The organism is Pseudomonas sp. RW3S2 (assembly GCF_014268955.1).
In the GTDB taxonomy this organism is placed as follows: Bacteria; Pseudomonadota; Gammaproteobacteria; order Pseudomonadales; family Pseudomonadaceae; genus Aquipseudomonas; species Aquipseudomonas wayambapalatensis.
In genome coordinates this window covers 1-24,848 of sequence record NZ_JABWRM010000015.1, presented here as the reverse complement: position 1 = coordinate 24,848, position 24,848 = coordinate 1, and the positions used below count along the sequence as shown (strand labels likewise).

The 24,848-nt window shown below is 59.9% G+C and carries 24 protein-coding genes; 15 read left to right on the top strand and 9 right to left on the bottom strand.

Going from position 1 to position 24,848, the window contains the following annotated elements; genetic code table 11:
- The first annotated feature begins 1 nt into the window (after nt 1).
- From HU748_RS19935 to HU748_RS19925, 3 genes are all read left to right on the top strand, one after another.
- A complete protein-coding gene (locus HU748_RS19935; RefSeq protein WP_186721617.1) occupies nt 2-1,096 on the top strand; it encodes an extracellular solute-binding protein in 1,095 nt (364 codons plus the stop codon).
- 3 nt (nt 1,097-1,099) lie between these two features.
- On the top strand, nt 1,100-2,218 hold the full coding sequence (locus tag HU748_RS19930) for an agmatine deiminase family protein (protein WP_186667701.1): 1,119 nt from the start codon (nt 1,100-1,102) through the stop codon (nt 2,216-2,218).
- A 113-nt stretch (nt 2,219-2,331) separates the two neighbouring features.
- Nucleotides 2,332-3,510 (top strand): acetyl-CoA C-acetyltransferase, encoded by a 1,179-nt coding sequence (locus tag HU748_RS19925; RefSeq protein WP_186667700.1) that lies wholly within the window; start codon nt 2,332-2,334, stop codon nt 3,508-3,510.
- Between the two features lie 51 nt (nt 3,511-3,561).
- Here HU748_RS19925 and HU748_RS19920 read toward each other — a convergent pair whose 3' ends face one another.
- Nucleotides 3,562-4,281: an SDR family oxidoreductase gene (locus HU748_RS19920; RefSeq protein WP_186721615.1), complete on the bottom strand. Its 720-nt coding sequence runs from the start codon at nt 4,279-4,281 to the stop codon at nt 3,562-3,564.
- 329 nt (nt 4,282-4,610) lie between these two features.
- On the opposite strand from HU748_RS19920, the gene HU748_RS19915 reads away from it, so the two are divergent.
- The gene (locus tag HU748_RS19915) at nt 4,611-6,104 is read left to right on the top strand and encodes a methylenetetrahydrofolate reductase C-terminal domain-containing protein (protein WP_186721613.1); all 1,494 of its coding nucleotides are present in this window, start codon (nt 4,611-4,613) and stop codon (nt 6,102-6,104) included.
- Between the two features lie 87 nt (nt 6,105-6,191).
- Nucleotides 6,192-7,148, top strand: a complete 957-nt coding sequence (locus tag HU748_RS19910; RefSeq protein ID WP_186721611.1) for an arsenic resistance protein — start codon at nt 6,192-6,194, stop codon at nt 7,146-7,148.
- Nucleotides 7,149-7,164: 16 nt separating this feature from the next.
- Here the strand turns inward: HU748_RS19910 and HU748_RS19905 are convergent, their stop codons facing one another.
- The 4 genes from HU748_RS19905 to HU748_RS19890 all read right to left on the bottom strand — a co-directional run bounded on the left by HU748_RS19905 (nt 7,165) and on the right by HU748_RS19890 (nt 10,493).
- Nucleotides 7,165-7,431: an Ohr family peroxiredoxin gene (locus tag HU748_RS19905; protein ID WP_186721723.1), complete on the bottom strand. Its 267-nt coding sequence runs from the start codon at nt 7,429-7,431 to the stop codon at nt 7,165-7,167.
- Between the two features lie 45 nt (nt 7,432-7,476).
- Nucleotides 7,477-8,040, bottom strand: a complete 564-nt coding sequence (locus tag HU748_RS19900; RefSeq protein WP_186667696.1) for a hypothetical protein — start codon at nt 8,038-8,040, stop codon at nt 7,477-7,479.
- A gap of 245 nt (nt 8,041-8,285) precedes the next feature.
- Nucleotides 8,286-9,215: a carbon-nitrogen hydrolase family protein gene (locus HU748_RS19895; RefSeq protein WP_063543033.1), complete on the bottom strand. Its 930-nt coding sequence runs from the start codon at nt 9,213-9,215 to the stop codon at nt 8,286-8,288.
- 18 nt (nt 9,216-9,233) lie between these two features.
- Complete coding sequence (locus tag HU748_RS19890) at nt 9,234-10,493, bottom strand: MFS transporter (RefSeq protein WP_346655479.1); 1,260 nt, start codon at nt 10,491-10,493, stop codon at nt 9,234-9,236.
- A gap of 137 nt (nt 10,494-10,630) precedes the next feature.
- Here HU748_RS19890 and HU748_RS19885 point away from each other — a divergent pair, with 137 nt between their 5' ends.
- The 3 genes from HU748_RS19885 to HU748_RS19875 all read left to right on the top strand — a co-directional run bounded on the left by HU748_RS19885 (nt 10,631) and on the right by HU748_RS19875 (nt 13,253).
- The gene (locus tag HU748_RS19885) at nt 10,631-11,557 is read left to right on the top strand and encodes a LysR family transcriptional regulator (protein ID WP_186721607.1); all 927 of its coding nucleotides are present in this window, start codon (nt 10,631-10,633) and stop codon (nt 11,555-11,557) included.
- 341 nt (nt 11,558-11,898) lie between these two features.
- Nucleotides 11,899-12,807 carry an NAD synthetase gene (locus HU748_RS19880; protein ID WP_186710022.1) on the top strand — a complete coding sequence of 303 codons (909 nt, stop codon included), beginning with the start codon at nt 11,899-11,901 and terminating at the stop codon, nt 12,805-12,807.
- A complete protein-coding gene (locus HU748_RS19875) occupies nt 12,804-13,253 on the top strand; it encodes a hypothetical protein (RefSeq protein WP_186710024.1) in 450 nt (149 codons plus the stop codon). Before HU748_RS19880 ends, HU748_RS19875 begins: the two co-directional genes overlap by 4 nt.
- Nucleotides 13,254-13,343: 90 nt before the next feature.
- Here HU748_RS19875 and HU748_RS19870 read toward each other — a convergent pair whose 3' ends face one another.
- Nucleotides 13,344-13,565 carry a hypothetical protein gene (locus HU748_RS19870; RefSeq protein WP_186667693.1) on the bottom strand — a complete coding sequence of 74 codons (222 nt, stop codon included), beginning with the start codon at nt 13,563-13,565 and terminating at the stop codon, nt 13,344-13,346.
- Nucleotides 13,566-14,139: 574 nt separating this feature from the next.
- Between HU748_RS19870 and HU748_RS19865 the strand changes: the two genes are divergently transcribed.
- Complete coding sequence (locus HU748_RS19865; protein WP_063543005.1) at nt 14,140-14,397, top strand: DUF2790 domain-containing protein; 258 nt, start codon at nt 14,140-14,142, stop codon at nt 14,395-14,397.
- A gap of 52 nt (nt 14,398-14,449) precedes the next feature.
- Here the strand turns inward: HU748_RS19865 and HU748_RS19860 are convergent, their stop codons facing one another.
- From HU748_RS19860 to HU748_RS19850, 3 genes are all read right to left on the bottom strand, one after another.
- The gene (locus tag HU748_RS19860; RefSeq protein WP_186721605.1) at nt 14,450-15,610 is read right to left on the bottom strand and encodes a PAS domain-containing sensor histidine kinase; all 1,161 of its coding nucleotides are present in this window, start codon (nt 15,608-15,610) and stop codon (nt 14,450-14,452) included.
- A complete protein-coding gene (locus tag HU748_RS19855; RefSeq protein ID WP_186721603.1) occupies nt 15,603-16,415 on the bottom strand; it encodes an alpha/beta hydrolase in 813 nt (270 codons plus the stop codon). The genes HU748_RS19860 and HU748_RS19855 overlap by 8 nt, the downstream gene beginning before the upstream one ends.
- A gap of 473 nt (nt 16,416-16,888) precedes the next feature.
- Nucleotides 16,889-17,332: a helix-turn-helix domain-containing protein gene (locus HU748_RS19850; protein WP_238343417.1), complete on the bottom strand. Its 444-nt coding sequence runs from the start codon at nt 17,330-17,332 to the stop codon at nt 16,889-16,891.
- Nucleotides 17,333-17,428: 96 nt separating this feature from the next.
- Here HU748_RS19850 and HU748_RS19845 point away from each other — a divergent pair, with 96 nt between their 5' ends.
- The 6 genes from HU748_RS19845 to HU748_RS19825 all read left to right on the top strand — a co-directional run bounded on the left by HU748_RS19845 (nt 17,429) and on the right by HU748_RS19825 (nt 24,724).
- Nucleotides 17,429-18,370 (top strand): aromatic alcohol reductase, encoded by a 942-nt coding sequence (locus tag HU748_RS19845; RefSeq protein ID WP_186721601.1) that lies wholly within the window; start codon nt 17,429-17,431, stop codon nt 18,368-18,370.
- 487 nt (nt 18,371-18,857) lie between these two features.
- Nucleotides 18,858-19,535: a hypothetical protein gene (locus HU748_RS19840; protein ID WP_189657777.1), complete on the top strand. Its 678-nt coding sequence runs from the start codon at nt 18,858-18,860 to the stop codon at nt 19,533-19,535.
- Nucleotides 19,536-20,261: 726 nt separating this feature from the next.
- Nucleotides 20,262-21,443: an SIR2 family protein gene (locus tag HU748_RS26505; RefSeq protein ID WP_186721596.1), complete on the top strand. Its 1,182-nt coding sequence runs from the start codon at nt 20,262-20,264 to the stop codon at nt 21,441-21,443.
- On the top strand, nt 21,440-22,894 hold the full coding sequence (locus HU748_RS19830; protein WP_238343416.1) for a DUF87 domain-containing protein: 1,455 nt from the start codon (nt 21,440-21,442) through the stop codon (nt 22,892-22,894). Before HU748_RS26505 ends, HU748_RS19830 begins: the two co-directional genes overlap by 4 nt.
- A gap of 27 nt (nt 22,895-22,921) precedes the next feature.
- Nucleotides 22,922-23,242 carry a hypothetical protein gene (locus HU748_RS26500; RefSeq protein ID WP_238343415.1) on the top strand — a complete coding sequence of 107 codons (321 nt, stop codon included), beginning with the start codon at nt 22,922-22,924 and terminating at the stop codon, nt 23,240-23,242.
- A gap of 210 nt (nt 23,243-23,452) precedes the next feature.
- On the top strand, nt 23,453-24,724 hold the full coding sequence (locus HU748_RS19825) for a hypothetical protein (RefSeq protein ID WP_186721594.1): 1,272 nt from the start codon (nt 23,453-23,455) through the stop codon (nt 24,722-24,724).
- Nucleotides 24,725-24,848: the final 124 nt, after the last annotated feature.

Below are 24,848 nucleotides of genomic sequence, written 5' to 3'. Positions count from 1 at the left end.
CATGCCACGCCGTCCATCACAACTGTTCGCCGCCCTCGCCCTGGCCTGCTGCGCGTCCGTCGCCCAGGCACAGCAGGAGGCCCTGCGCCTGTACAACTGGGCCGACTATTTTGCCGAAGACACCCTCAAGCGCTTTACCGCCGAAACCGGCATCCCGGTGATCTACGACGTCATGGACGGCAGTGAAGTGCTCGAGGCCAAGCTGATGTCCGGGCGCAGCGGCTACGACCTGGTGTTTCCCGGCGACACCGTGGCCGAGCGCCTGATGCGCGCCGGCAGCCTGCAGCCGCTCGACCGCCAGCAACTGACCGCGCTGGACGACATCGACCCAGGCCTGCGCGACCTGCACGCGCGCTATCCCAAGGCCAGCGAAGCGACAGTGCCCTACACCTGGGGCACCATCGGCCTGACCTTCAATGCCGCCAAGATCCGCGAGCGCATGCCCGACGCACCGCTGGACAGCCTCGACCTGCTGTTCAAACCGGAGCTGGCCGCCAAGTTCGCCGATTGCGGCATCTCGATGATCGACTCGCCCGACGAAGTGCTCGCCGTGGTGCTCCACTATCTGGGGCGTGAACCCCGCAGCGCCAAGCGCGAAGACCTGGCTGCCGCCAGCGAGCTGCTCAAGTCGATCCGGCCCTACGTGCGCAAGTTGCAGTCGCAGCCGGTGACCGAACTGGTCAACGAGAACACCTGCCTGTCGCTGGGCTACAGCGGCGACGTGATCCAGGCCCAGCGCACTGCCGAGGCCGCAGGCAAGGCCATCGACTTCCAGTACCGCGTGCCCCGCGAAGGCACCACGGTATGGATGGACACCATGGCGATCCCCGCCGATGCACGCCATCCGGAGTACGCCTATCGTTTCATCAACTTCGTGATGCGCCCGGAAAACATGGCCGCGATCAGCAACTTCACCGGCTACCCCACGGCCAGCGCCAAGGCCCGTCCGCTGGTGGACGCGCGCATGCGCGACAACCCCGACATCTACCTCGATGCCGCCACCTATGCCCGGCTGATTCCGGGCAAGGATATTCCCCAGGCCGACATGCGTGCGCGCATGCGCGTCTGGACCCGTTTCAAGACTGCCCAGGACTGACCCATGCCAACCCGTCGTACCTTCCTCCAGCACCTGTCGATCGCCGCCGGCCTCGGCGCCGCCGCAAGCATCGGCCTGCCGCTGGGCAGCGCCCGCGCCAGCGAGGCGGGCCGCTGGTTCATGCCCGACGAGGGCGAGCCGCAGCGGTGCGCCTACCTCGCCTTCGGCGCCCAGGACGCGATCTGGGAAGACTTCACCGAAGACGTGCAGGCAGCGCTGGGCCGCATCGCCCGCGCCATCGCCAACTACCAGCCAGTGACGGTGTTCTGCCGCGAGGACGAGCGCGACCTGGCCGAGGAACACTGCGCCAGCCACAACACCACGTTCGTGATCACTGAGCTGGACGACATCTGGATGCGCGACATCGGCGCCAACTTCGTGGTCGACGACGATGGCGAGCTGGGCGCGGTGGATTTCAACTTCAACGGCTGGGGCGGCAAGCAACGGCACCGCTTCGACGCGAAGCTGGCCAAGCAGGTGGCCACGCGGGCGAACGCTGCCTACCAGCGCAGCGAACTGGTCGGCGAAGGCGGCGGTATCGAGGTCGATGGCCATGGCACCGGAATCATGACCGAGAGCAGCTGGATCAACGGCAACCGCAACCCCGGCTGGAGCAAGGCCGAAGTCGAGCAGGAGCTCAAGGCGCGCCTGGGCCTGCGCAAGATCATCTGGCTGCCGGGCATCAAGGGCAAGGACATCACTGACGCGCATGTGGACTTCTATGCGCGCTTCGTGCGCCCCGGCGTGGTGCTGGCCAACCTCGACACCGACCCCGATTCCTATGACCACGCAGTGACGCTGCGGCATCTGGAGATACTCAAGCAGGCCACCGATGCCGATGGCCGGGCGTTGCAGGTGCACACCGTGTCGCCGCCGCTGAAACCACGCAAGAGTGCATTCAACAAGGGCAACCCGGATTTCGCGGCGGGGTATATCAATTATTTCGTGATAAACGGTGCGGTCATCGCCCCGCAGTTCGGCGACCGCGAGGCCGATGAAAAGGCCCGGGCGTTGTTGGCCGAGTTGTATCCGGATCGGGACGTGGTGCAGTTGGATATCGATGCCATCGCGGCGGGAGGTGGCGGCATCCATTGTGTGACCAGCCATTGTCCAGCGGTGTGAGTACCGGCCCTATTCATTTGCAAACCCGATCAATCACAAAGAAAAACAAACTTCTCAAATGAGCCCCGGGCAGTGATGCTGTCGCGATCCACTTCGCCTCCCGGAGAACAACAATGAACGAAGTCGCCATCGTCGCCGCCACCCGTACTGCAATCGGCAGTTTCCAGGGCACCCTGGCCAATGTCTCGGCCATCGACCTCGGTGCTGCGGTGATCAAGCGCCTGTTGGAGCAGACCGGCCTTGACCCCGCGCAAGTCGACGAGGTGATCCTCGGCCAGGTGCTGACCGCAGGCGCCGGCCAGAACCCCGCCCGCCAGGCCGCGGTCAAGGCCGGCCTGCCCCACGCGGTGCCGGCGCTGACCCTGAACAAGGTCTGCGGTTCGGGCCTCAAGGCCCTGCATCTGGCGGCCCAGGCGATCCGCTGCGGCGACGCCGAGGTGGTGATCGCCGGCGGCCAGGAGAACATGAGCCTGGCGCCGTACGTGCTGCCCTCGGCCCGCACCGGCCAGCGCATGGGCCATGGCCAACTGGTCGATACCATGATCACCGATGGCCTGTGGGACGCCTTCAACGACTACCACATGGGCATCACCGCCGAGAACCTGGTGGACAAGTACGCCATCTCCCGCGAACAGCAGGACGCCTTTGCCGCTGAGTCCCAGCGCAAGGCCGTGGCGGCTATCGAAGGCGGTCGTTTCAAGGACGAGATCACCCCCATCCACATCCCGCAGAAAAAAGGCGATGCGCTGGTGTTCGACACCGACGAACAACCTCGCCCAGGCACCAGCGCCGAATCGCTGGGCAAGCTGCGTGCAGCCTTCAAGAAAGACGGCAGCGTCACCGCTGGCAACGCCTCGAGCCTCAACGATGGCGCCGCTGCCGTGCTGCTGATGAGCGTCGACAAGGCCAAGGCCCTGGGCCTGCCGGTGCTGGCCAGGATCACCGGCTACGCCAGTGCCGGTGTAGACCCGGCGATCATGGGTATCGGCCCGGTCTCGGCGACCCAGCGCTGCCTGCAGAAGGCGGGCTGGCAGTTGTCCGACCTGGACCTGATCGAGGCCAACGAAGCCTTCGCGGCCCAGGCCCTGGCAGTGGGCAAGGAGCTGGCCTGGGATGCGGCGAAGGTCAACGTCAACGGCGGTGCCATCGCCCTGGGCCACCCGATTGGCGCCTCGGGTTGCCGGGTGCTGGTGACCTTGTTGCACGAGATGATCAAGCGTGATGCGAAGAAAGGCCTGGCGACGCTGTGCATCGGCGGTGGCCAGGGTGTCGCGTTGACGATCGAGCGATGAGTCTGGGGTGAGTGCTGCGCAGGCGAGCCCGCGAAGCACTCACCGCTAATCTCAGAATCTTTCATCCAGGATCGCCGGCAAGCTCAGCTCCCTGACAAAGCTGGCCGGCGACAGTGACAGGATCATCCTGACCACCTGCACCACATCGTGCACCGGTATCAGTTGCCCTTCCCCACGCCGCGCAGCCTCAGCAACCGGCACCTCCAGGCCGTCCTCGGTATTGAGATAGCCAAGGTTCAGGCAGGTCACGCCAAGATGCCGATCGCGGTAGCCCTCGCGCAGGGCGTCGGCGATGCCTTGCAGGGCGAACTTGCTGGCACCGAAGGTCACCTCAGGGCGCCCGCTGCGCGGCAGGCCCGAGGTCGAGCCGGTCAGCAGGATGCGTGGGTGCTGGCTTTGCAGCAACAGGGGCAGCAGACGCTTGATCAGCAGGATGGTCGCCGTGATGTTGCAACCGACCATGGTTTCAATCTGGGCGTCCTGGTCGTCGAGAAAATCGTAGGCGGGGTGGAACGCCAGGGGCTCCCAGATGCCCAGGTTGTAGATCAGGGTGTCGATGCCTTGATCGGCCACAGCCTTGGTGATGGTGGCGACGGCAGTTGCGGGTTGAGTGAGGTCGGCTTCGATCCAGCGGGTGTCGATACCGGTGATGCCAGGGACGTGCGCAGGGATGGCGCGGGCGACGCCGATCAGGGTGTCGCCGGGGTTGCCCAGGCCTTGCATCAAAGCCTTGCCCAGCCCTTTGCTGGCGCCGATTACCAGGGTCTTCATCAATAACTCCATTTATCGAGGTTTGGGGAAAGAGGCCGGGACAGCGGTGACCTTTTCGCGGGCAAGCCCGCTCCTACAGGTACTCCACAGTCTTCCGAGCCGCAGGGCCTGTAGGAGCGGGCTTGCCCGCGAAAAGGTCACCGCCAAAAGTAGATTCGATCCACTAGCGCAGCATCCAAGCAACCCGCCAGCTCGATGACAAAGCCGGGCTTGTATCCAGATGTAAACCAAGCCGCGTGTCTGTTTCAGATCAATGCCGTACGCTTGCAGACAACCCACTCCGGCCCTATCCATCCACACTGTCATCCTGCCCGCACCCGGTACCCGCCATGAGCCTGCTCAGACAAGCCCTGAACGATCAATCCTTCGTCTGCATCATGGAGTTCGTCCCCAAGCCTTCTGCCCAGCGCTTCGCTGCACTGGAGAGCATCATGGCGCGTGCGCAGTTGTGCGGCTGGCCACTGGCGGTGTCCATCGCCGACCGGGTCGGCAGTGCGCTCGACATGTCGCCGCTCGACGCCTGCCGCAGCTTCAACACACCGGTCCCGACCCTGTTGCATTTCTCCGGCAAGGATCGCGAGCGCCAGGACCTGCTCGCCCAGCTGTCACACATGGACGCCGCAGGCCTGGACCAGCTCCTGCTGCTGACCGGCGACCGCCTGCCCGGCCACACGCCAGGCCAGCGTCCGGTGCGTTACCTCGAATCTGTCGCGGCCCTGCAGATCGTGCGCCAGGCGCGCCCCGACTGGCTGCTCGGCGCGGCACTGAATCCGTTCAAGTACCGCGAGGAAGAAGGCGGCGCACAATACTTCAAGGCCGAAAAGAAGCTCGCCGCCGGCGTCGACTTCTTCATCCTGCAACTGGGCTTCGACTTCCAGAAATACCGCGAGGCCATGCACTGGATGCAGCGCCAGCCCAGGCCTCGGCCCATGCTCGCCTGCATCATGGGGCTCACCGAAGGTCGCGCCGGGATGCTCGAGCATGTGGCGGGGGTCACCGTAAGCCCCGCGATGCGTGCGCTGCTCGCCGCCGAGGCGGCAGTGTCCAAGGCCCACGCCCGGCAGCGTGCCACGGAGCGCCTGGCCCTGCAGATCATCGGCCTGCGCCTGCTGGGCTACGCCGGGATCGACCTCTCCGGCGTGCACGAACTCGAACAGTTTCTCGAACTGGAACAAGCTCTGGAAGACTGGCTGCCACGCATCAACAGCCTCGAGCAATGGCGCAGCGCCTGGGACGCCGCCTGGCAGATGCCCGGCGTGGCGCCGGTCACTTTCCACCCACCCGGGCATCACTGGCAGCAAGGCCAGCGCCAGGTCCAGGCGTCGTTTACGGAAAAGGCCCGCTACCATTTGCTGTCGGCCATGCACCACCAGTTGTTCAGCCGCGAAACGCTGTTGAGCAAGGCATTCGGCTGGAGCGTGCGCCGGTCGCTGTGGTCGACCCCAGCCGCGGCGCGCGTTCTGCACCGAGTGGAGCGCGGCCTCAAGCGGCCGGTGGTCGGTTGCGATACTTGCGGTCAATGCCGGCTCGAAGACACCTTGTACATCTGCCCGGAAACCTGCCCCAAGGGCCTGGCCAACGGGCCCTGCGGCGGGACGCAACTGAACCGCTGCGAGTTCGGCGACCGGGAATGCATCCACAGCCGCAAATACCGCACGGCGGTGTCGGTCGGGCAGACAGACGTACTCAGGGACAAGCTGATCCCCTGCGTCGAGGTGGGTGGGCGCCAGCAGAGCTCCTGGCCGCGCTGGTTCGCCGAGCCAACCCCAGTACAACCCGCAGCGCGCGCCAAGCGCCCGCAACCCGAGGCCGCGGACCTGTAGGAGCGACCCGGCAAGCCCTGGTACAGGGGGCCCGACAGCCTCTATCCTGAGCGGCCATCGCCCTACACTCGCCCACAGGACCGCCGCGTGACCCGAGCGCAACTTGAAACCCAGCAGATCCCCCTCTACTTCGCCGCCGTGGTCCTGGCCATCGCCGCAGGCCTGCTCGCTCCCGACACCGCCAGCCACCTGCAAGCGCTGGTGACTCCGGCGATTGCCGTGCTGATGTACGCGATGTTCCTGCAGATCCCCTTTCTCGACCTGCGTCAGGGGCTGGGCAACCGCCGCTTCATGGGCGCGCTGTTGCTTGCCAACTTCGTGATGATACCGCTGCTGGTGTGGGCGGCCACGCGCGGTCTGGTCGAGCATCCGGCGATCCTGATCGGTGCACTGCTGGTACTGCTGACGCCCTGCATCGACTACGTGGTGGTGTTCACCCACATCGGCAAAGGCGACTCGCGCCTGACCCTCGCCGCCACGCCGATGCTGTTACTGGTGCAACTGGCCCTGCTGCCGCTGTACCTGACCCTGATGCTCGGCGCGCAAAACCCTGTGGCACTCTCCATCGCGCCGTTCGTGGAAGCCTTCGTGCTGCTGATCGTGCTACCGATGCTGCTGGCCGTGTTCACCAGCGTCGGTGCACGCCGCTCGCAGGCCATCGCCCGCTGGAACGACGCCTGGGCGTGGATGCCGGTGCCGGCCATGGCCCTGGTGCTGATTGCCGTGATCGGCTCGCAGATCGCCGTGGTGCTGGGCGACTTCCAGCGCCTGTTGCCGGTGATTCCGGTGTATGTCGGGTTCGCGCTGCTGGCACCGCTGCTGGGGCTGCTCTCGGCGCGGCTGTTCCGGCTGCAGGCGCGCGAAGCGCGCTCGGTGACGTTCAGCGCCGCGACCCGCAATTCGCTGGTGGTACTGCCGCTGGCGCTGGCCTTGCCGGAAGACTTGCGGGTGCTGGCGGCAGCGGCGGTGATAACCCAGACACTGGTAGAACTGGTGAGCGAACTGATCTACGTGCGGGTGGTACCGGCAGTGGTACGAAGCTGACAGGCGCCATCCCAACTCACAGGATCACGAACCCCACCTCGATATTGCCCCGCGTCGCCTTGGAGTAAGGGCAGATCTGGTGCGCCTCGGCCACCATCTTCTGCTTGTCTTCCAGGGCTAGCCCGGGCAAGTGCACGGTCAACTGAGCGGCCAGCGCAAAGCCGCCATCGGCGGTATTGCCCAGCGCCACATCAGCCTCCACCGCCACGCCCTCGGGCAGGCGGATGTCGAACTTCTGCCCCGCACGACGCAGTGCGCCGATGAAGCAGGCCGACCAGCCGATGGCAGCCCTCCCCGACCAAGGGTGCGGGAAGGGCGCGGATGGCCGTTACTGCTTGGCCTGGCTCAGGCGGCTGTACAGGTCGGACGGGAACGGTTTGCCGTTGGCGTCGAACTGATGCTTGCGGAACTGATACACCTCCGCCTCGGACAGGTAACCATCGTGGTTGGCGTCGATCGCATCGAACTCGGCGTTGGCCTTCGGTGCCACGGCCAGCAGCTCGGCACGCGAAACGCGGCCATCGTGGTCGGTGTCGGTGCGGGCGAAGGAGGCATCGCCACACTTGCCTTCACCACACTTGCCCTCCGCCCCGGTGGCTTTCGCCTGGCCACCGCACTTGCCCTCGCCACACTTGCCTTCGGCCTTGGTGGCCTTGCCCTCGGCACCGCACTTGCCTTCCCCACACTTGCCTTCGGCCTGGGTGGCCTTGCCCTTGGCGCCACACTTGCCTTCCCCGCACTTGCCTTCCGGGGCCTTGTCGTTGGCCGCGAGCTGGTAGCCCTGCGGCAGCGCTTCAACGGCGAACGCGGAGCTGGTGACGTTGATACCGCCTGCCAAGGCGATGGCGAACAGGCCGATGCGAGCCTTGCTGGAAATCGGGGTATGGGACATGGCATTTCTCCGGATGTCAGTGCGGTCGTACCGCTGGGTTCATTGCCCCTAGGGCGAGAGAGCCGATGAACCGGGGCGCCTGGCCCCGTTCGTTCGGGTGGAGCCATTTGAACGTCAGCGTGTATCGGGGGCGTATCCGGGGAGGGAGGGATTTGTATGCAAGTACGCAGGATCAGGGATGAGATACAGGGCGATACAATCGCGGGCTTGTCCCGCGATTGGGCCGCAAAGCGGCCCCGGCGATCTCAGCCGTCGAAACTCACCGCCCGCAACGGCGCGGTATTGACCTTCAGCTCGAACACATCCGGCCGCGCATAATGGCCCACCACATCGAAGTCGAGATTGCCCTGGCTCAACTGGCTCATGTCCAGATCCGCGTACAACTCGGTCTCGCAATCGAACACCGGCCCGGCCAGTACCTCGCCCAAGGGGCTGACGATCATGCTCCCCCCGCGCATCACGTAGTCGTCGTCGGCGAAGTCCAGCCCGAACGCCTCGCGGTGCTGCTGCGGATACTCGCCCAGGCGAATCGCCTGGCAGGCCGAGAGCACGAACACCCGGCCCTCCAGCGCCACATGCACCATGGAGCTGGCCCACGACGGTCGATCGTCGGCAGTCGGTGCGCAGTACAGTTGCACCCCTTGCGCATACATGGCCTGGCGCAGCGCCGGCATGTAGTTCTCCCAGCAGATCACGCTGCCGAGCACACCGAAGTCGGTCTGCACCGGCTCAATGGTCGAGCCATCGCCGAAGCCCCAGATCAGGCGCTCCTGCCCGGTCGGCATGAGCTTGCGGTGATAACCGGCAATGCCCCGGCCCGGCGCGAGGGTGACAGCGGTGCAATACAGGGTGCGGCCATGACGCTCGATGATGCCGACCACCGCGGTCACCCCCGTCTGCTCGACGCTTTCGGCAAAGGCCGCAAGCTCCGGGCCGTCCAGGGCCACCGCACCCTCGACGTAGCGCTGGTACAGCGCGCGCCCGGCAGCACTGCGATTGCCCACCACACTGCCGAACGCCGCGCCCTTGGGATAACCGCCGATGAACGCTTCGGGGAACACCGCAAGTTGTGCGCCCTGCTCCGCCACCCGCCGCAGGATGCCGGCGGCCTTCTCGACACTGGCCATCGCGTCATAAGGAACGGAAGCGGCCTGGATGATTGCTACACGGGTCATGATGACTCCTGTCTGTGGTTAGAAACGGCTGATGTCGTTGTCACGGGTTTCCGGCAAGGTCTTGCACAGCACCAGCAAGCACAGCAGCGAGACCCCGGCGAGATAGGCAGCGGGCAGGTTGGCGTCGCCGGTCATGCGGATCAGCGCCGCGGCGATGAACGGCCCCGGGCCTGCCAGGATCGCCAGCGCCAGGTTGTGCCCCAGCGCTGCGCCGGTGGAGCGGATCGAGGCCGGGAAGACCTCCACCAGCAGCACCACGTCCATCACTGCCGTGACCGCCACCAGCCCCCCCAGGATGATCAAGCCGAGCAGGATCGCCGCGCTGTTGCCGCTGTTGATCAACAGGAAAATCGGAAACGCCAGCACCGTCAGCGCCGCGGCAGCACCCAGCAACAGTTTGCGCCGGCCGATGCGGTCACTGAGCCGGCCGATCAGCGGGTTGACGATCACGTACACCACCAGCGCGATGCTGCACAGCCACAGCGCCGTGCTGCGCGGCAGCCCCACGGTGGTGACCAGGTGGTTGTTGGCGTAGGTGACGAAGTAATAAAGCGACACCCCGAACAGCGCCGAAAAGGCAAAGGTGGTGATGAACGCCCGGCGCCGCACCGCCTTGCTCGGGGCCTGCGCCGAATCGCGCTGGCGCACCATCTCTTCGTACACCGGGGTATCGCCCAGCTTGCGGCGAATGAAGATGGCGATGCCGGTCATGACGATCGAGGCCACGAACGGCAGGCGCCAGCCCCAGGTCGTCAGTTGCGCGTCGCTGAGCGTGGTGGTGATGGTCGCGGCGACGAAGGTGCCGAACAGGAACGCCAGCCCGGCAGTCCCCGTGATCACGCTGGCCGCCGTGGCACGGCGATTCGCCGGCGCACTCTCGACGATATAGATGCCCGCGCTCGACCACTCGCCGCCAACCATCATCCCCTGCACGAAGCGCATGGCGATCAACAGCACGGGCGCTGCGATACCAATCGCCTCGTAGGTGGGTAACAACCCGATGATCGTGGTACACACCCCCATGCCGAACACCGTGATGATCAGCACCGCCCGGCGGCCGAAACGGTCACCGATCGGCCCCAGGATCAGCGCCCCGAACGGCCGCGAGAGAAAGCCCACGGCGAATACCGCCAGCGACGACAGCAGCGACACGCCAGGCGCGCTGGACGGGAAGAACAGCATCCCGATCACCGCCGCGAAATAGCCGTACACGGCGAAGTCGAACCACTCCATGAAGTTGCCGATCCCTACCGCGATGGCGCGCTTGCGGATATCCACCTGCCCACCCCTGGTATGGGTATTGCTTTCACCCACGCTATGCGAAATCGTGCCCACCGGATCCACCTATGTGTTGTTATCTGTTGTGGGCACCAGACTAGAAACACCACCGACCACGGGGCAAACGATTAGGAAATATGAGCCGGATTAACGTACGTAATATTTCTCGGATCGACCTGAACCTGCTGCTGACCTTTCACTGCCTGATGAACGAACGCAGCGCCACCCGAGCCTCGGCCATGCTGCACGTGACCCAGGGCGCAGTGAGCTCGGCCTTGCGCCGCCTGCGCGAGCACTTCGGCGACGAGCTGTTCATCCGCACCGCCTCGGGCATGCAACCCACGCGCAAGGCCATGGAGCTGGCGCCGAAGATCACCGAAGCCCTGACCTCCATATCCGGCCTGTTGGGCACAGAACCCGACTTTTCGCCGCACGATTCCAGCTATGTCTTCAATATCGGCCTGTCTGACGATATCGAGGCCTGCCTTGCGCCGCGCATCGTCAACACCGCAGCGGCCGAAGGCCTGGGCGTGACCTTCGCCTTCCACCAGAGCAACAGCTCGCTGTGGAAACAATCGCTGCAAGACCCCGACATGGACCTGGTGATCTGTGCCGAACCCAAGGACTTCAACACCAGCTATTCCTCGCAGGTGCTGTTTTCCTCGTCCTACGCCTGCCTCTACCGTCCACGCAATGGAGCGGCAAACGACCCCATCGCCCTGGAAGACTATTTCGCCGCCAATCACGTGCGGATTTCCTACGATGGCCGCCGCGGCTTCATCGACGACATGTTCGAGGCGGCAGGCTATGCGCGCCATGTCACCGCCTCGTTCACCCATTTCAGCGGTGCACTGAGCACCTTGATGAACAGCGAAGTGATCGCCACGATCCCAAGTTTCGCCGCCGAGAGCTATGCGGCGATGACCGACCTGACCGTGAGCCCGGTGCCCTTCCCGGTGCCGTCGTTCCGCTGTTTCATGGTCTGGGACATTGCCCGGCACAACAAACCGCATCATGAATGGCTACGGCAGTTCATCGGCAACCTGGCCCAGGTGGTGAGGTAGCCTCCGGACCGACGGGGCCTACGAAACTAGGGCCCACGCGCATGACGAGTTCATGCCCATGGTGCCCGAGCACGGGCTGCTGAGCGTCAAGGACGAACAGACTGGCCGCCCCCTCAAACCGGTAGTGCTTACGGAAGATGATGAAACTTCGCTGGCAACAGTCCGCGTCGTTGCGACGTGTCCCACGACCAGGGGCAAAGCTCGCGGCGGCGCTCTCCCACAATCATATCGGAACGGTCCGACATACCCGCCAATAGCGCCTTCTTATGCTCGCGAGTCCCTCAATCGCGGGCTAGCGGCTGACCCAACGGTCTCTCCTGATGCCCTGCTCAGGACCCGTCATGCCTCGCCCGCCCATCACGGAATTAGGTGGCAACCCGTTCAAGCCTTTCGCCCGAGCGCGGATCGAAAGCTCGATCGATCTTCCCAAACTATATGCCGCAATCGACCGCGATCCCGCCATCGTTGGGGCGGGGGTGGTTTATGTCGATACTCATTACAACGCGATTACCTTGCGGGCGTTTCAGCCTGTTTGCAGTGTGCTGCCGAAGAGGGTGGTGTTGCAGGAGCTGCCTAGGCCGGTTACGGCTGAGCAGTATCTTGAGCAGCAGGTGAAGGATCCGCGGCAGTCCAGGTTGATTTCGGATCTCTGGAATACTGGGGTGGCGTGTACGGGATTTATCGGCGGGTTGCTGTTGATAGTGAATGGAGGTGTTTTGACTGCTATCACCGGTGGCCCCGGGATTGCTATCAGCATTGCTGGTTACGGAGCTTTATTGGCATCTGCCGCCCAGTGTGCGATTGGAGTGCGCCGTGTTCACTTGGAGCTTCACGCCCCGGAAAGCAATGATGAACTCGATAATCAAACTTGGTTCAAGATTGTTGCACCGCTGCTAGACATCATCTCTTTGCTCGGAATCGCCAGCGCCTCTCTGAACACGATCAAATATCTCCAGATGCGCAAAAGCCTGACAGGTGCAGGATGGTTCTCGTTGAGTAGAACACTGAGTCGCCAGCAACGCAGCACGCTGATGAGAGAAATCCTCTCGATCAAACACCCGTCGCTGACGAGTAAACAACTAAAACTCAAACAACGTCTCGGTACCCTTCCCAAACGCTTTATGCCCGCACAAATCAGGAAATCGACCATTGCACTTATCAGTGAGTCCATCCTTAGCGGCATCGGCATCATCGGGAACGGGATGGTCCAGAACCTTGCTGTAATGCTGATAGAGGAAATCAGCGAATGATGTTTCTTACCTTTTGTTTAGGCACCTTTCTCAAACGATTTTTCCCGATCCTTGCGCTGGCAATGTTGCTGGCAATTATCGCCATCTCTACGGGAGCAGGTGCCATAGCAGATGTCTACTTTCGCAAGCATCCAAACTACCTTGAGTACTCCTTTACTCTGCTGATGTTGGGCACGACCGTGCTGGGGTGCGCTCAGTACTCGGTAATCCGTGGCAGAGGAAAATTCACATGGTGGATTGTAGGGGTATTGGTGATATGCCTTGCAGCCAACTGCATAAGCTACTTCAAGCCTGGATTAGAGTTGTTTTCGTTGGTGGGCATGCTCTCGGCCACCTCGGCCCTCGCCTGCTACAACAGCCGCCGCTACCGCCAAATGTGCAAAAGACTTCAAGTGATCCGGCGAATGCGCGAGGAATGGATCGCCTATGAAAAGCTCCGTCGCTAGCCCACACCCAGTCCGTGTGGGAGCGGCCTCGTGCCGCGAAAGGGCCGCAAAGCGGCCCCGGCAATCGAGGGCCAACAACACCTCCAACAGCTACACAGCCTCCCCCGCCAAATCAATCAACCTCCCACACTCCTCCGCCGTCATCCGACCGATGATGCGGATGGCCTGGTGAATCCCCGCCGCACCTCGACCGCTCAACTGCGGGTTGTGCTCACACTCAAGCAGTTCATCGTATTGAGCCAGTGCCTCGCCCAGGAGTTCGAGGGTCCAGGCATAGGATTGGATTGTGGAAAGGCGCTCGTGGTCAGTCATGGGACACCTGCCTCAGTTCGCGGGTGGGCTGACTATGGACAGGGAAAAAGCGATGGGGTCGAGATACCGGCGCTGATGAGCAGCGGCGGAGAGCGGATGCGAGGATCCTGTAAGGGATAGCGATAAGCATGCATGAGATCCTTTTCAGTTGAAGCACCACGTCAATCGTCGCCAAACGATTGGGTGGCAGCTGTACGCAGGTTGGCGAACCGAGGAAAAGGAACCCGGCAGACCCGAGGGTCTCCCACGCACAGCCGCCATTGCACGAAACTGCGGACACAAAAAAAGCGCCTGCAATCGTGATCGGGGCGCCGATGCGCCTTTTCGTACGGGTCGCCAAACCCGGTCGCGGAGGTTGCCGCGACTGGGGGGAATTTATGCCTAACGGGGCTTCAGCGCAAGGCGCGGCGAAGCCAGCAGAAGCTGTGAACCGCATTTTGGGAACAGTCCGACATACGCCCAGGGCCGGCGACCCTGCTCTGTTAACCCTCAACTAATCCGCCTGTAGAAAACTGGGTGCAACTCGGCGCTCGCGGCGCCGCAAGCCCCCTCACTACAGACAGGTAACTTGAAAATGAAAGCGTTAGTGGCATTGGTGTTTGGCGGCCTTTGCAGCACGGCAATGGCCAATGAAGTGGCGCAGGATTTCAAGCAGCCGCCGGTAGAACGGTACAACTACTCGCAGCACCTGGACATTGCCCGAGTGATCTCCGTGAGCGAAGTGCCCGACGTGCGCGAATTGGTACCCGCGCGCATGATCTACGAAGACTCCAAAGGCCAACGGCATACGCTTGAATACACAGCGATGGGGAAAGGTTTGACTGACGACTGAGGCTCTGGAGTGTCGCTTAATCCGTGAGGGAATGTTCGGCAGTGCCGGCAGTTCAATAGGGCAAGTGGATGATGAAAGTGGTGCCATAGATTGGGTTGGACGTCACGGTAGCCCGGCCACCATGGGCTTCGGCGATCTGCTTGACGATAAACAAACCAAGCCCGAGCGAACGCAGCGTATCTTGCCGGTCGCTACCACGCGTCATCGGCTCGAATAACTTGGGCACCAATTCCTCGGCGATGGCAGGGCCGTGGTTGTGAACGCTCAAAACCACACCGTTGCCGCAGAACTCAGTAGTGAGCGTGATGGGATAGCGAAGGTCGCCATATGCCGCACTGTTGGCGACCAGGTTACCGATCATCTGATGCAACCTGTCCTGATCCACCTCGAATGTCCCTTGCCCCCGAGACAAATGACGAATGCTTGCGTTGCCAAAAACAATCCTGAGCTCACTCACCGATTGGTCCATGGCCTTCAGAAGATCAACTTGTTGGCGACGGATACCGATGCCCTGACCGAGTTTGATCGAAGCGAAATCCAAAAGATCGACGATCATGCGCTGCGCTCTTTCGGCAGAAGTGCCAATGCTGCCCAGCAGGCGACGCCCCCGGTCGGATTGGACATCGCGTGCAAGCAGCTCAGTAGCCATCTTGATGGCCGTCATCGGATTCTTCAGGTCATGGCTAGCCACAGCGACCATTCGTTCGGCGAGCAGTGCCCGATGCTGCACATCTTCATAGGCTGCGGCCAACTCGACTTGGGCGCGTTGCAAAGCTGATTCGGCGGCGGCCTTCTGTGCCAGCAGTTCCTCGGCGCGCTGCATTGCCAAGAATACCCCCCGCTCATTGCGGTCTCGCTGGCTAATGCCGAACAACGCCAACTGGTAGACGACCCCGTCGTCACTTGCCTGCCGGACACCATTGAGCAACATGGCAACGGCTGTTCCATTGCGATGTTGCAGGTCGACCTTAACCTCCGCAACAGAGCCCTGCATGTCCATCAATGGCTTCCAGTGTGTGCTTTGGAACACACGCCCCGCCACCGTCAGCAACTGCTCGAAACTGCACGCGTGCATCAGCGTCGAGTCGTATCCCAGCCAATCGCAGAACGTTTGGTTGGCGCGGATGATGGTGCCATCCGCGGCCATGACAACCAGTCCGCACGGGGCGTTCTCGAAATACGCTGCTGTGAGCAACTGCGCGGTGTCATCCATCACTGAACCCACGTTCTACGAAGAAAGCATCCATTGCAGCCGTGCATGCACTGGGCGCGCTCAGTTGCGGGAAATGGCCGATATTGTTGATGATGTTCAACGTACTGTCGGGCAGCACCTGGTGCAGATAATCGCCAACCTCCATTGGCACGACCACGTCGCCGGGACATTGCAGGATCAACGTGGGTGTCGACAGCCCGCAAATGTCCTGCCGGTGATCGGACAGGAAGATCACACGGGCAAAATGCCTGGCGATAAAGGCGTTGGTGCGAGCAAAGTTTTCCAGCAGCTCTTCGTGAAGCCCCGGCTGCCCCGGTGCCCCCATCAAGACAGGTGCCATGGTCCCGGCCCAGCCGAGATAATTGTCGTCGATGGTTGCCAGCATTTGCAGCACTTCATCCGGCGAGAATCCGCCTGTGTAGTCACCCTTGTCTACGTAGCAAGGCGAACCGCCGATCATCACCAGCGCAGCAATCCGCTCTGGCGACTGCACAGTGGCCAAGGCACAGATCATCGAGCTGACCGAGTGCCCCACCAGGATCACGGGGCCCTTCGCAAACGCGTTGATGATCTCGTTAAGATCCGCTGCGTGCCCCCACAGCGACGCGTGCCTGCCATGATCGTACGCCTCAAGCTCAGACTGCCCAGCGCCGGTCAGATCATAGGTAACAACGCGGAAGCTCTTGGAGAAATGCGGCACCAGCAACCGCCACATGCTCTGGTCACAGCCAAACCCATGCGCCAGGATCAAGGTTACCCCTCCGTCCCCAACAATATGGACGTTGTTACGCTTCTGCAGGGTCATAAAAATCCTGGTGTAATTGGCTATTAGCAGCGCCCGACTGCCCGATCTTCCGAAAGATTAGGTGAGTCATGGGACAAGCGGGGTGCGACTGTGATTCCGCAGCAGTCGAAAGTAACTGTTGTACCAGAACAGGCACACGTGGGCACCATACGCGATACGCCTGGACATAGCCCGCGGATTATTGAACGAGGCGCCGTTCGAGCTGATTTCGGCACGGGCGGGCTAAGGTGTAGGCCAGATTCAAGTGCTCGACCTGCTTGCTGATCGAGCACAGATCCGATCTACAGGTTACAGCGCTAAGCCCCATATGGACAGGACGTGGCTGTAGGCGTTGTAAGCGGAAGCGTTAGCCGCCATGAGGGTATCGCGGACCAGACAGTTTCGAGGTGAACTCTCGATGTGTTCCGCGACAATCATTTGTCTCTCTTCGCTGTTATAGCCTGCTCTATCAGCGGGCTGTCATAGCCAGTAACCTAACTTGCAGGCATTGGGACGGGCTCTTGCCAGAACGGTGTCTTTCCGTCCTGACTGTCGAACCTGTGGCGGGCCTCGCGGATCTGCTCCACGTTTTCAACCACCCACGTCCAAATAGGCGACATGCGGACAAGCAGCTGCATCCCCAGCGCAGTCAGGTCATATTCAACACGGGGCGGAATCTCTTGGAACTCGTGGCGGCTGACCAAGCCATCCCGCTCAAGTGATCGCAGTGTCTTGGTCAGCATGCGCTGTGTAATGCCACGCAACTGCCGTTTGATATCGGCGTGGCGCATCGTGCCGTAGACACCTAGCGCATGCAGAATGCCCAGAGACCAGCGACTGCCCGCATGTGCAAGTACCTCACGCCTGACCCCATCGTCATCCTCTCTAAGCGTCTGGCAGATGGCTTGCGCCTGCCTCAAAGCTTCATGATCGGCCATGCTTCCCCCTGGTATCACGCGTGTGCCTTCTTACGAGCGCTGCATAGTCGTGCAAGCATTTGTCCATCTTACAGGCAACTTTAACCAGGACAAATCATGCCCCATCCCACCCAGCCAACCCCTCAATCGATCCTCGTATTAGGCGCAGGAGAGCTTGGGCTGCCCGTGCTTCGCAACCTTGCTCGGGTTGCAGAACGAGCCCCAGGCTCAACGGTCAGCGTGCTGCTGCGCGAATCCACCATCAACACCCAAGTCCCGGCGAAAAAAGCCGAAATCGATGAGCTTCGTAGCCTCGGCATTCAGATGGTCGCTGCCGATCTGGTGAGCGACTCCATCGACCAGCTTGCGGCGGTATTCGCTCAATTCGATACCGTCATTGGCTGCGCAGGGATGGTTGCAGGCCGAGAAACTCCGATGAAGCTTGCCACTGCGGCTCTGAAGTCCGGCGTCAAGCGCTATTTCCCGTGGCAGTTCGGCGTGGATTTTGAGGTGATTGGACGCGGAAGCCCGCAGGACCTTTTCGATGCCCAGCTTGACGTTCGCGAGTTGCTGAGGGCTCAAGACAAGACTGAGTGGGTCATCATCTCGACGGGCATGTTCACCAGCTTCATGTTTGAGCCCATTTTTGAAGTGGTGGACTTCGAGAATGACACGGTGAACGCGCTGGGCGGGCTGGATAACAGCGTCACACTGACCACACCCGATGACATCGGGGCGCTGACAGCAGAGATCGTTTTCTTCGAGCCCCGCTTGCGCAACGAAATCGTGTATCTCTCGGGCGACACGGTTACTTACGATGAAGTTGCTGGGTTGCTCGAACGTGTGCTTGGACGACCTTTCAAACGTAATGAATGGACGGTTCCGTATCTGATGGACGAACTGGAAAAAGACCCGACTCATCACATCAAGAAGTACCGGGCCGTGTTTGCCCAGGGCCGAGGCGTGGCCTGGCCGAAAGCGGGCACCTTTAATGAACAGCAGGCGATTAACGTCACGACCGCCGAGCAGTGGGCTCGAGCCAACCTTCAAGGGAGGTAAGTGCTGGTAGAGGGTGGGGAAGTTCGGAGATGCGCCTGGGGGGGAAAGGGGTGGGACTGGTGCGGAGACAGGAATCGAATATGGCCATTATTGACCAATCATTACGGAGCTTCATGGCATTGTCCTGCAGAGCGTATCCCTAAATGTATCCCTAAACCAAAATCTGCCTCATCCAGAGACGGCTTGCGGCCACATGCGCATGTCGACGGTAGAGAAGACTTATACTCTCCTCCCCCAGGAGCCAACCATTCATGGAGATGTAAAGGTGCCTACCCTTGCCGATTTACGCGTGGCCCCGCCGCGATCATGGGATGAGTTCGAGGAAATAGTTTGCTCTGCGGCAAAGAATCGCTGGGCTAATCCAGATTTCACTCGCCACGGTCGCCAGGGCCAACGTCAAGATGGTGTCGACATCTATGGTAACGATCACGAAGGCCGACTCGTTGGGATTCAGTGCAAGAATACATGGTCAGGAATCTCGCCAAGAATGATCAACGAAGAGGTTGAAAAAGCTGAGTCGTTCCAACCTCGCTTAGCCTCTCTATTCATCGCAACCTCAGCAGAGACCGATAAAGCAGTGCAGCATCAGGTTCGGACGATGTCCGAATCTCGAAAAGCGACAGGAGGATTCGAGGTTGCTGTCCTATTTTGGAATGACATTTGGTCCGACCTCACACGCGATGAGACGAGGCTGTTTCAGCATTACCCTCAGCTCCGCCCAATCAGTTCTGGCGGCAGGACAGAGCCAAGCCACGATCAGCGTTTGTTCCAAGAGTTTCAGACAGTATTCCCCTTTGAACCGACGGTGCGGCTGCTTCGAGAGCACGACTTCGGTGATGCCTTTGCTGCCGGTGAAATAAAGCCGTTGTATCGATTTTATGAAGCGTGGGACCAACCAGAAAAAGAATTTCTCGACCCTGTCCTTCAAGCGGAGCTTGTAATCCTATATGAGGCTGCGAAAAGGATGTCCAATCACCTGGTAGGGAAAACAGTCCCCGTTCAAGGCGGAAGCCTTCTATCGGTTTACTCGGACAGAATGCGCGCATCAGGACCACGCCCAGCATCGGTTCTTGAGGAGGCGAGAGTCTTGAATGAAGAGGCCCGAATGTTCGTGCCCCTCTACGAGAACTTTTTGAGAATTTGCAAGCGAAAGCTGGAGCGTTAGGGCTCAACGATCAACCAATAACCGCTGGGCCCCTACCGTTCCTCCAAAGATGCGGGGACGGGAACCCGCGCCATCGTGTTAGCGGACTGGCCGCTAGGTTACTGAAATTTCAATCATTGAAGTCTGTCGAGCGGCTGCTTGAAGAGCTGATTTTTGCGGGTACGGTAACGATAAGGCTTCGTGTTCAAGAAGCTGCACAATTCACCCCGGTTCACCTGATTCACCAGTTCACTAAGCTGGGCGCCCTGCCGCTAACAAAGAGCCGCGGGTTTCCAGCCCCGTATCTGGCCACTTCTTTCAGGGTCCCCGGCGGCTCCTAGGATCCGGGAGGTGGGAGGTGGGAGGTGGGAATTGCTTCAACCGCTGAAGGCACGACCAACCAGGGGGCATGGGGTCACTTGATAACTACGAACCCAAAGCGGTGTAACAGGTGTAACGGGTGTAACGACAACGCGCAACTTGTTATTTTTAAAGGCTAAAACAGTTATACACGCTCATACCTTCGCTTTGCTCTAGCAGTGTAACAAGAGATTCGGTGTAACTATGGTTGGCCGATATCGACCCATAGCAGCCCGTCAGAATGGGCTCCTAACGGCCATTAGCTGTAGCGGTAAAGAGGTCGCTTTCGTTCGCGCCGTTGTTATTCATGGCCCCTTGGTGGCACTCTGCCCATTGCGAGATGTATCATCTCCTTGCGTGATTCTGAGCAGCCAGGGAGGACAGCCAGTGATTCCTATCGGCGACATCTACAACCAAGACATCAACTTCCTCTTCGGATCAGGTGCATCGTTCGGCCTGCTCCCGACCCTTCAACTGCAGGTCCAAACTGGTGAGGGCAGCTCGCGCTACACGCTGGAAGATCTAGCTACCAGATTTGACCGCGAGGGCGACCGGCGCCTCATCCCGCTGTTTATGCATTACTACGCCAGCTGTATCCGTCCTGCCGAGCAACTTAGCCTAGAACAGGCTGTGGCCGGAGAAGCAGGCGCCACGGTTATCAAGAACTACCGCACCTTCCTCGCAACAGCACTCGAAATGGTAAAGCGCCGCAAAGCGCTGGACCGTCGTTGCAATGTATTCACGACAAACTATGACGGCTGCTTCCCGCTCGTGGCTGACGCGCTTATCAAGGAGGGTCACACTGACTTCGTGCTAAATGACGGTGCGCGAGGATTCACGCGGCGCATCCTACAGGCCCGGAATTTCGGGTCTTACCTTTGCCAGACCGGAGTCTTCGGCCGTCATCAGAGCAGCATCCCTCAAATCAATCTAATCCATTTGCATGGGTCGGTCTACTGGAGCCAGTTGGACGCGGCAATTCAGGTTAGCTACGACCTGTCTAGCCGCGAAAGTCTTCTGAATGCTGACGCTATGGCGTTGTTGCAACCATTTTCGTATGCGCTTAATAACCCTGCTTCGACGCTTGCCGACGTCCCAGTCCCAGATTTTTCCGATGAAGAATTGGCCGCGTTCTGGGACAAATATGAGCAGATTCCTATCGTCAACCCGACCAAGTGGAAGTTCCATGAGACGGTCTACGAGGAGCATTACTATCAAATGCTGCGGCTGCTCAGTTATGAGCTTGAGAAGCCCAACGCCGTGCTCATCACCTTCGGGTTCTCGTTTGCCGACGAGCACATCCTCAACCTCGTGATGCGTTCTCTTTCCAATCCGGGGCTGCAGGTGTTTGTTTGCTGTTACAGCCAGTCTGGGCATGCCGAAATGGAGGGAAAGTTCAAGGGAAACCGTAACGTAAAGTGCCTGATGCTGCAGAGTGGGGATATGGACTTCACCGCATTCAATGAGCAGGTATTGGCTTGGCCGGAGGCTGCGGCTCTTGCACCGACTACCCCCATAGCTCCAGCAGCTCTTCCTGCGGCCGATGCAGACCTTGAGAGCCTGATATGAGTATTCGCGTTGGCGAGATCATCGCCGTCCATGGAACAAAATTGGTTCTGAAAATCGACGAACAGTCGAGTAAGGAAACCCTGTTCTATGAAGGAGAGAAATACAAGGGAGTCTCAATCCGTGAATACCTATCCATCCAGCGCGGCTTCCGCGACATCATCTGCATCGTCGAGGGCGAGTATCTGGACGAAAGCCGCACTGAGATGCATGACGGCCGGCAGACGTTTGTGCGGAAGGTAGAGGCTAGGCCGATTGGATACTTCGACCGTTCTGGCTTCACTCAGGGCATCAAGTATCTGCCGATGATCCAGGATGCGGCTTACCTGCTTCCCGAGGAGAAAATCAGATCAATCTTCGATCGCAATGCGGACAGCGATTTCAGAGTTGGGACTATGCTGAAAGAGGAAATCGCGGTTGGGTTGCCGTGGAAGCGGCTCTTCAACAGTCATATTGGCATTTTCGGCAATACCGGAAGCGGCAAGTCGAATACTCTGGCAAAGCTATACACCGTTCTTTTCGATCAAAAGCTGCCTCTCATTACAGGTAAGAGCCGCTTCATTATCTTGGATTTTAATGGTGAGTACGGCGGCGAGCAGCTCGCGGCAGCGGATCACAAAACCGTCTACCAGTTGTCAACGCTTACCGCTCCAAACCTGAACGATCCCGCTTCCCGGTTTCCGCTGGCAACGCAGGAGTTCTGGCAGCTCGAAACTATGTCCCTGCTCTTTCAGGCCACACCGAATACACAAAGGCCTTTCCTCAATCGTGTCATTGCAGGTTGGGAACGCTATGGAGCGATACAGGGCTCACTTGCGAACTATGCGAAGCGAATGTTCCAGAAGTCGTTCTGCGCCGGCGAGGTTAAGCCTGCGACGCTGGATTTGATGAGGACCGTTGCGCGTCGTATGGAGAACCAGCAAGTCCAGGACATGCTGGCAGACGTCACCTGGCATCGGACAGGTGGTCGCTTTACCTACAACGGGCAGTTCATCGGTACCGATGGTACGCGATACGCAGCGCATATCGCCCCAACCGTAGAAACGTTGGACGCCGATGGGCTTGATGAATTTGATCAGCTTGTACTCCGCGTCAACCTGCAGCTGTTGTCAGACTTGAACGCCGGATATGTTCAGTTCGAGCATATCCAGCCGCTTCTGAAGCGCGTCGAGTCCTCACTCGCCAACCTGCGTAAGGTGCTGATGGTTTCGGATTTGCCGCAAGATGACCACCTGCTCACGGTCATTTCGATGCGCCGCTGCAACAACGAGATCAAGAAGGTTCTGCCGCTGCTGTTCGCCAAGCATTACTACAACAGCCACAAGGCCGCAGTCGCTAATCCACCCGACCGCACCATCCATCTCATCGTTGACGAAGCACACAATATCCTATCCGATCAATCTGCGAGAGAAAGTGAAACCTGGAAGGACTATAGGCTCGAACAGTTCGAGTAGATCATCAAAGAAGGGCGAAAATTCGGGATGTTCATTACCATCGCCAGCCAGCGCCCCGCTGACATCTCGCCCACAATCGTCTCGCAGCTACACAATTTCTTCATTCACCGTTTGGTGAATGATCGTGATCTGTACTTGATCGACAATACGATCTCTACGCTGGATTCTTTATCTCGCAGCCTCATCCCGGGACTCTCACAAGGGTGTTGTGTGGTCACTGGTACCGCTTTTGAGCTGCCAATGGTGATCCAGGTCGACCGGCTGCTAGACGGTAAGCAGCCTGCCAGCGAGGACGTCGATCTCGACAGACTTTGGAGTGATGCTCTGGCAGTTGGGGCAGAGGAGTAGAGCTAGTCAGAGCACTAATGGTGCTACACAACCTTCCCTCATAGGCTTAAGCGATCAACCAAGAACAGTTGCTGAGCGACTGCTCCTGGCTGACTCCGCCCCTTCATAACAGGCATAAATCAGCCAGAAGCGGCCGGCGATAGCCGGTAGGCATTAACCTAGCGAAAATTTTAATGATTAACCGGGTTCAACCCCATCTTGAGAGCCGCCATGAATAAGTTTTCTGAAGATGATGTTCACAAGCATCTCCACGCTACGGGCTTGGAGGCTGTCATTGTCGACTGCCCTCTATTTGACGTGGATGAGGTTGAGCCGTGCGCCGAGGAGCCTGATTTCCAACTCTGGCGAATCATAAAGTCTCGCGCACTTGCGAAGCTGGAACGCCTTCACGGAACAATTCGCTACGGGACCTTCGTCGGAACCAAAATCAAGCTCCCCACTGATCACACCAAGCCGATGGAACTCGACTTGCTCGGCACCCATGAGGACGGCCTGTTCGTCTTGGAGCTAAAAATAGACCGATCTGCAGAACGCAATGCGTTCTCCGAGCTGTTCGCTTACAGCAATTACATTGCCGGTATTTTCGCTCTATCAGGACATCAAGACATCACCAATGTCTTGGTCGCAAATCTCGACAACAAGATAACCAAACAGGCTTTTCTTTATGATCTGCTGATCAACGAGAGAGATATAATCGTCTATCGCCCAAGCTTCCCCAGCGTAAACCTAGAGAGCTTGCAGCTCGACCTCTACCTGCCAAGCGACGATGACTTTCGTCACTTCACCAACGAGCTGTTGTCACACGACGCGATGAGTTGTGTGGTGATTTCCTTCCACGACCTCAATGGTTGGTTCGATAGCGAAGAGAATGAGGGAGGGCTTAACGATTGGACCACCGAGCACCTGTCAGGGCTCAGCGGCTATGCCGCCCAATTAATGGAGGCCGAGCGACTGCACGGATTCTGCTTCATTCGGAAACCTTGGCGTGAGATTCCCTGCCACTATCGCAACAGCCTTTTTATATGCGCGCTCAACCCCTTTAGAATCGCGGAGCCAAACCGTGCTAATTCGATCCTATCGCAACTGGATGAGAGCGAGCACGAGTCATTTCTGGAGACGCCAGAGCTGGCTTTTGAGGGGCGACTGATCCGACTAGCGCAGCGCGCTATCAAGGATTGTCTTACCGACGATTACAGTGCGGAAGTCGTGACCCCCTTCTGGGGGGCGATCGTTACCAACAGCCAAGAAGTCGTCTTCACCCATAACTTCGCATTCCGGCCGACGGGTATTATGCGCGAGGCCTACTCTGGCTTCCTCAATGAACGCTACGCCCGCGAAGCATCAGGCCAGGGTTGGGGCGAGGATCTCTCCAATTTAAAGATTAACGAGATCCACAACTGGCTACGCGCCTGGATGTTTATGGAGAGCTGCGGGTTTAAGGCTGGTGAGACGCTAGATGATGAGGCGGATGGCGACACCTGAAACGCTCCTGATTTGCTAGACACGCCCGAATGGCTCCACTTGGCCGGTTGTAGTGGTCAACTCATCCCGGACACGGTTTTGAGTTTTTCTTCAGCTTTCGCCGGAGCCAGTCCATCGTTGAACT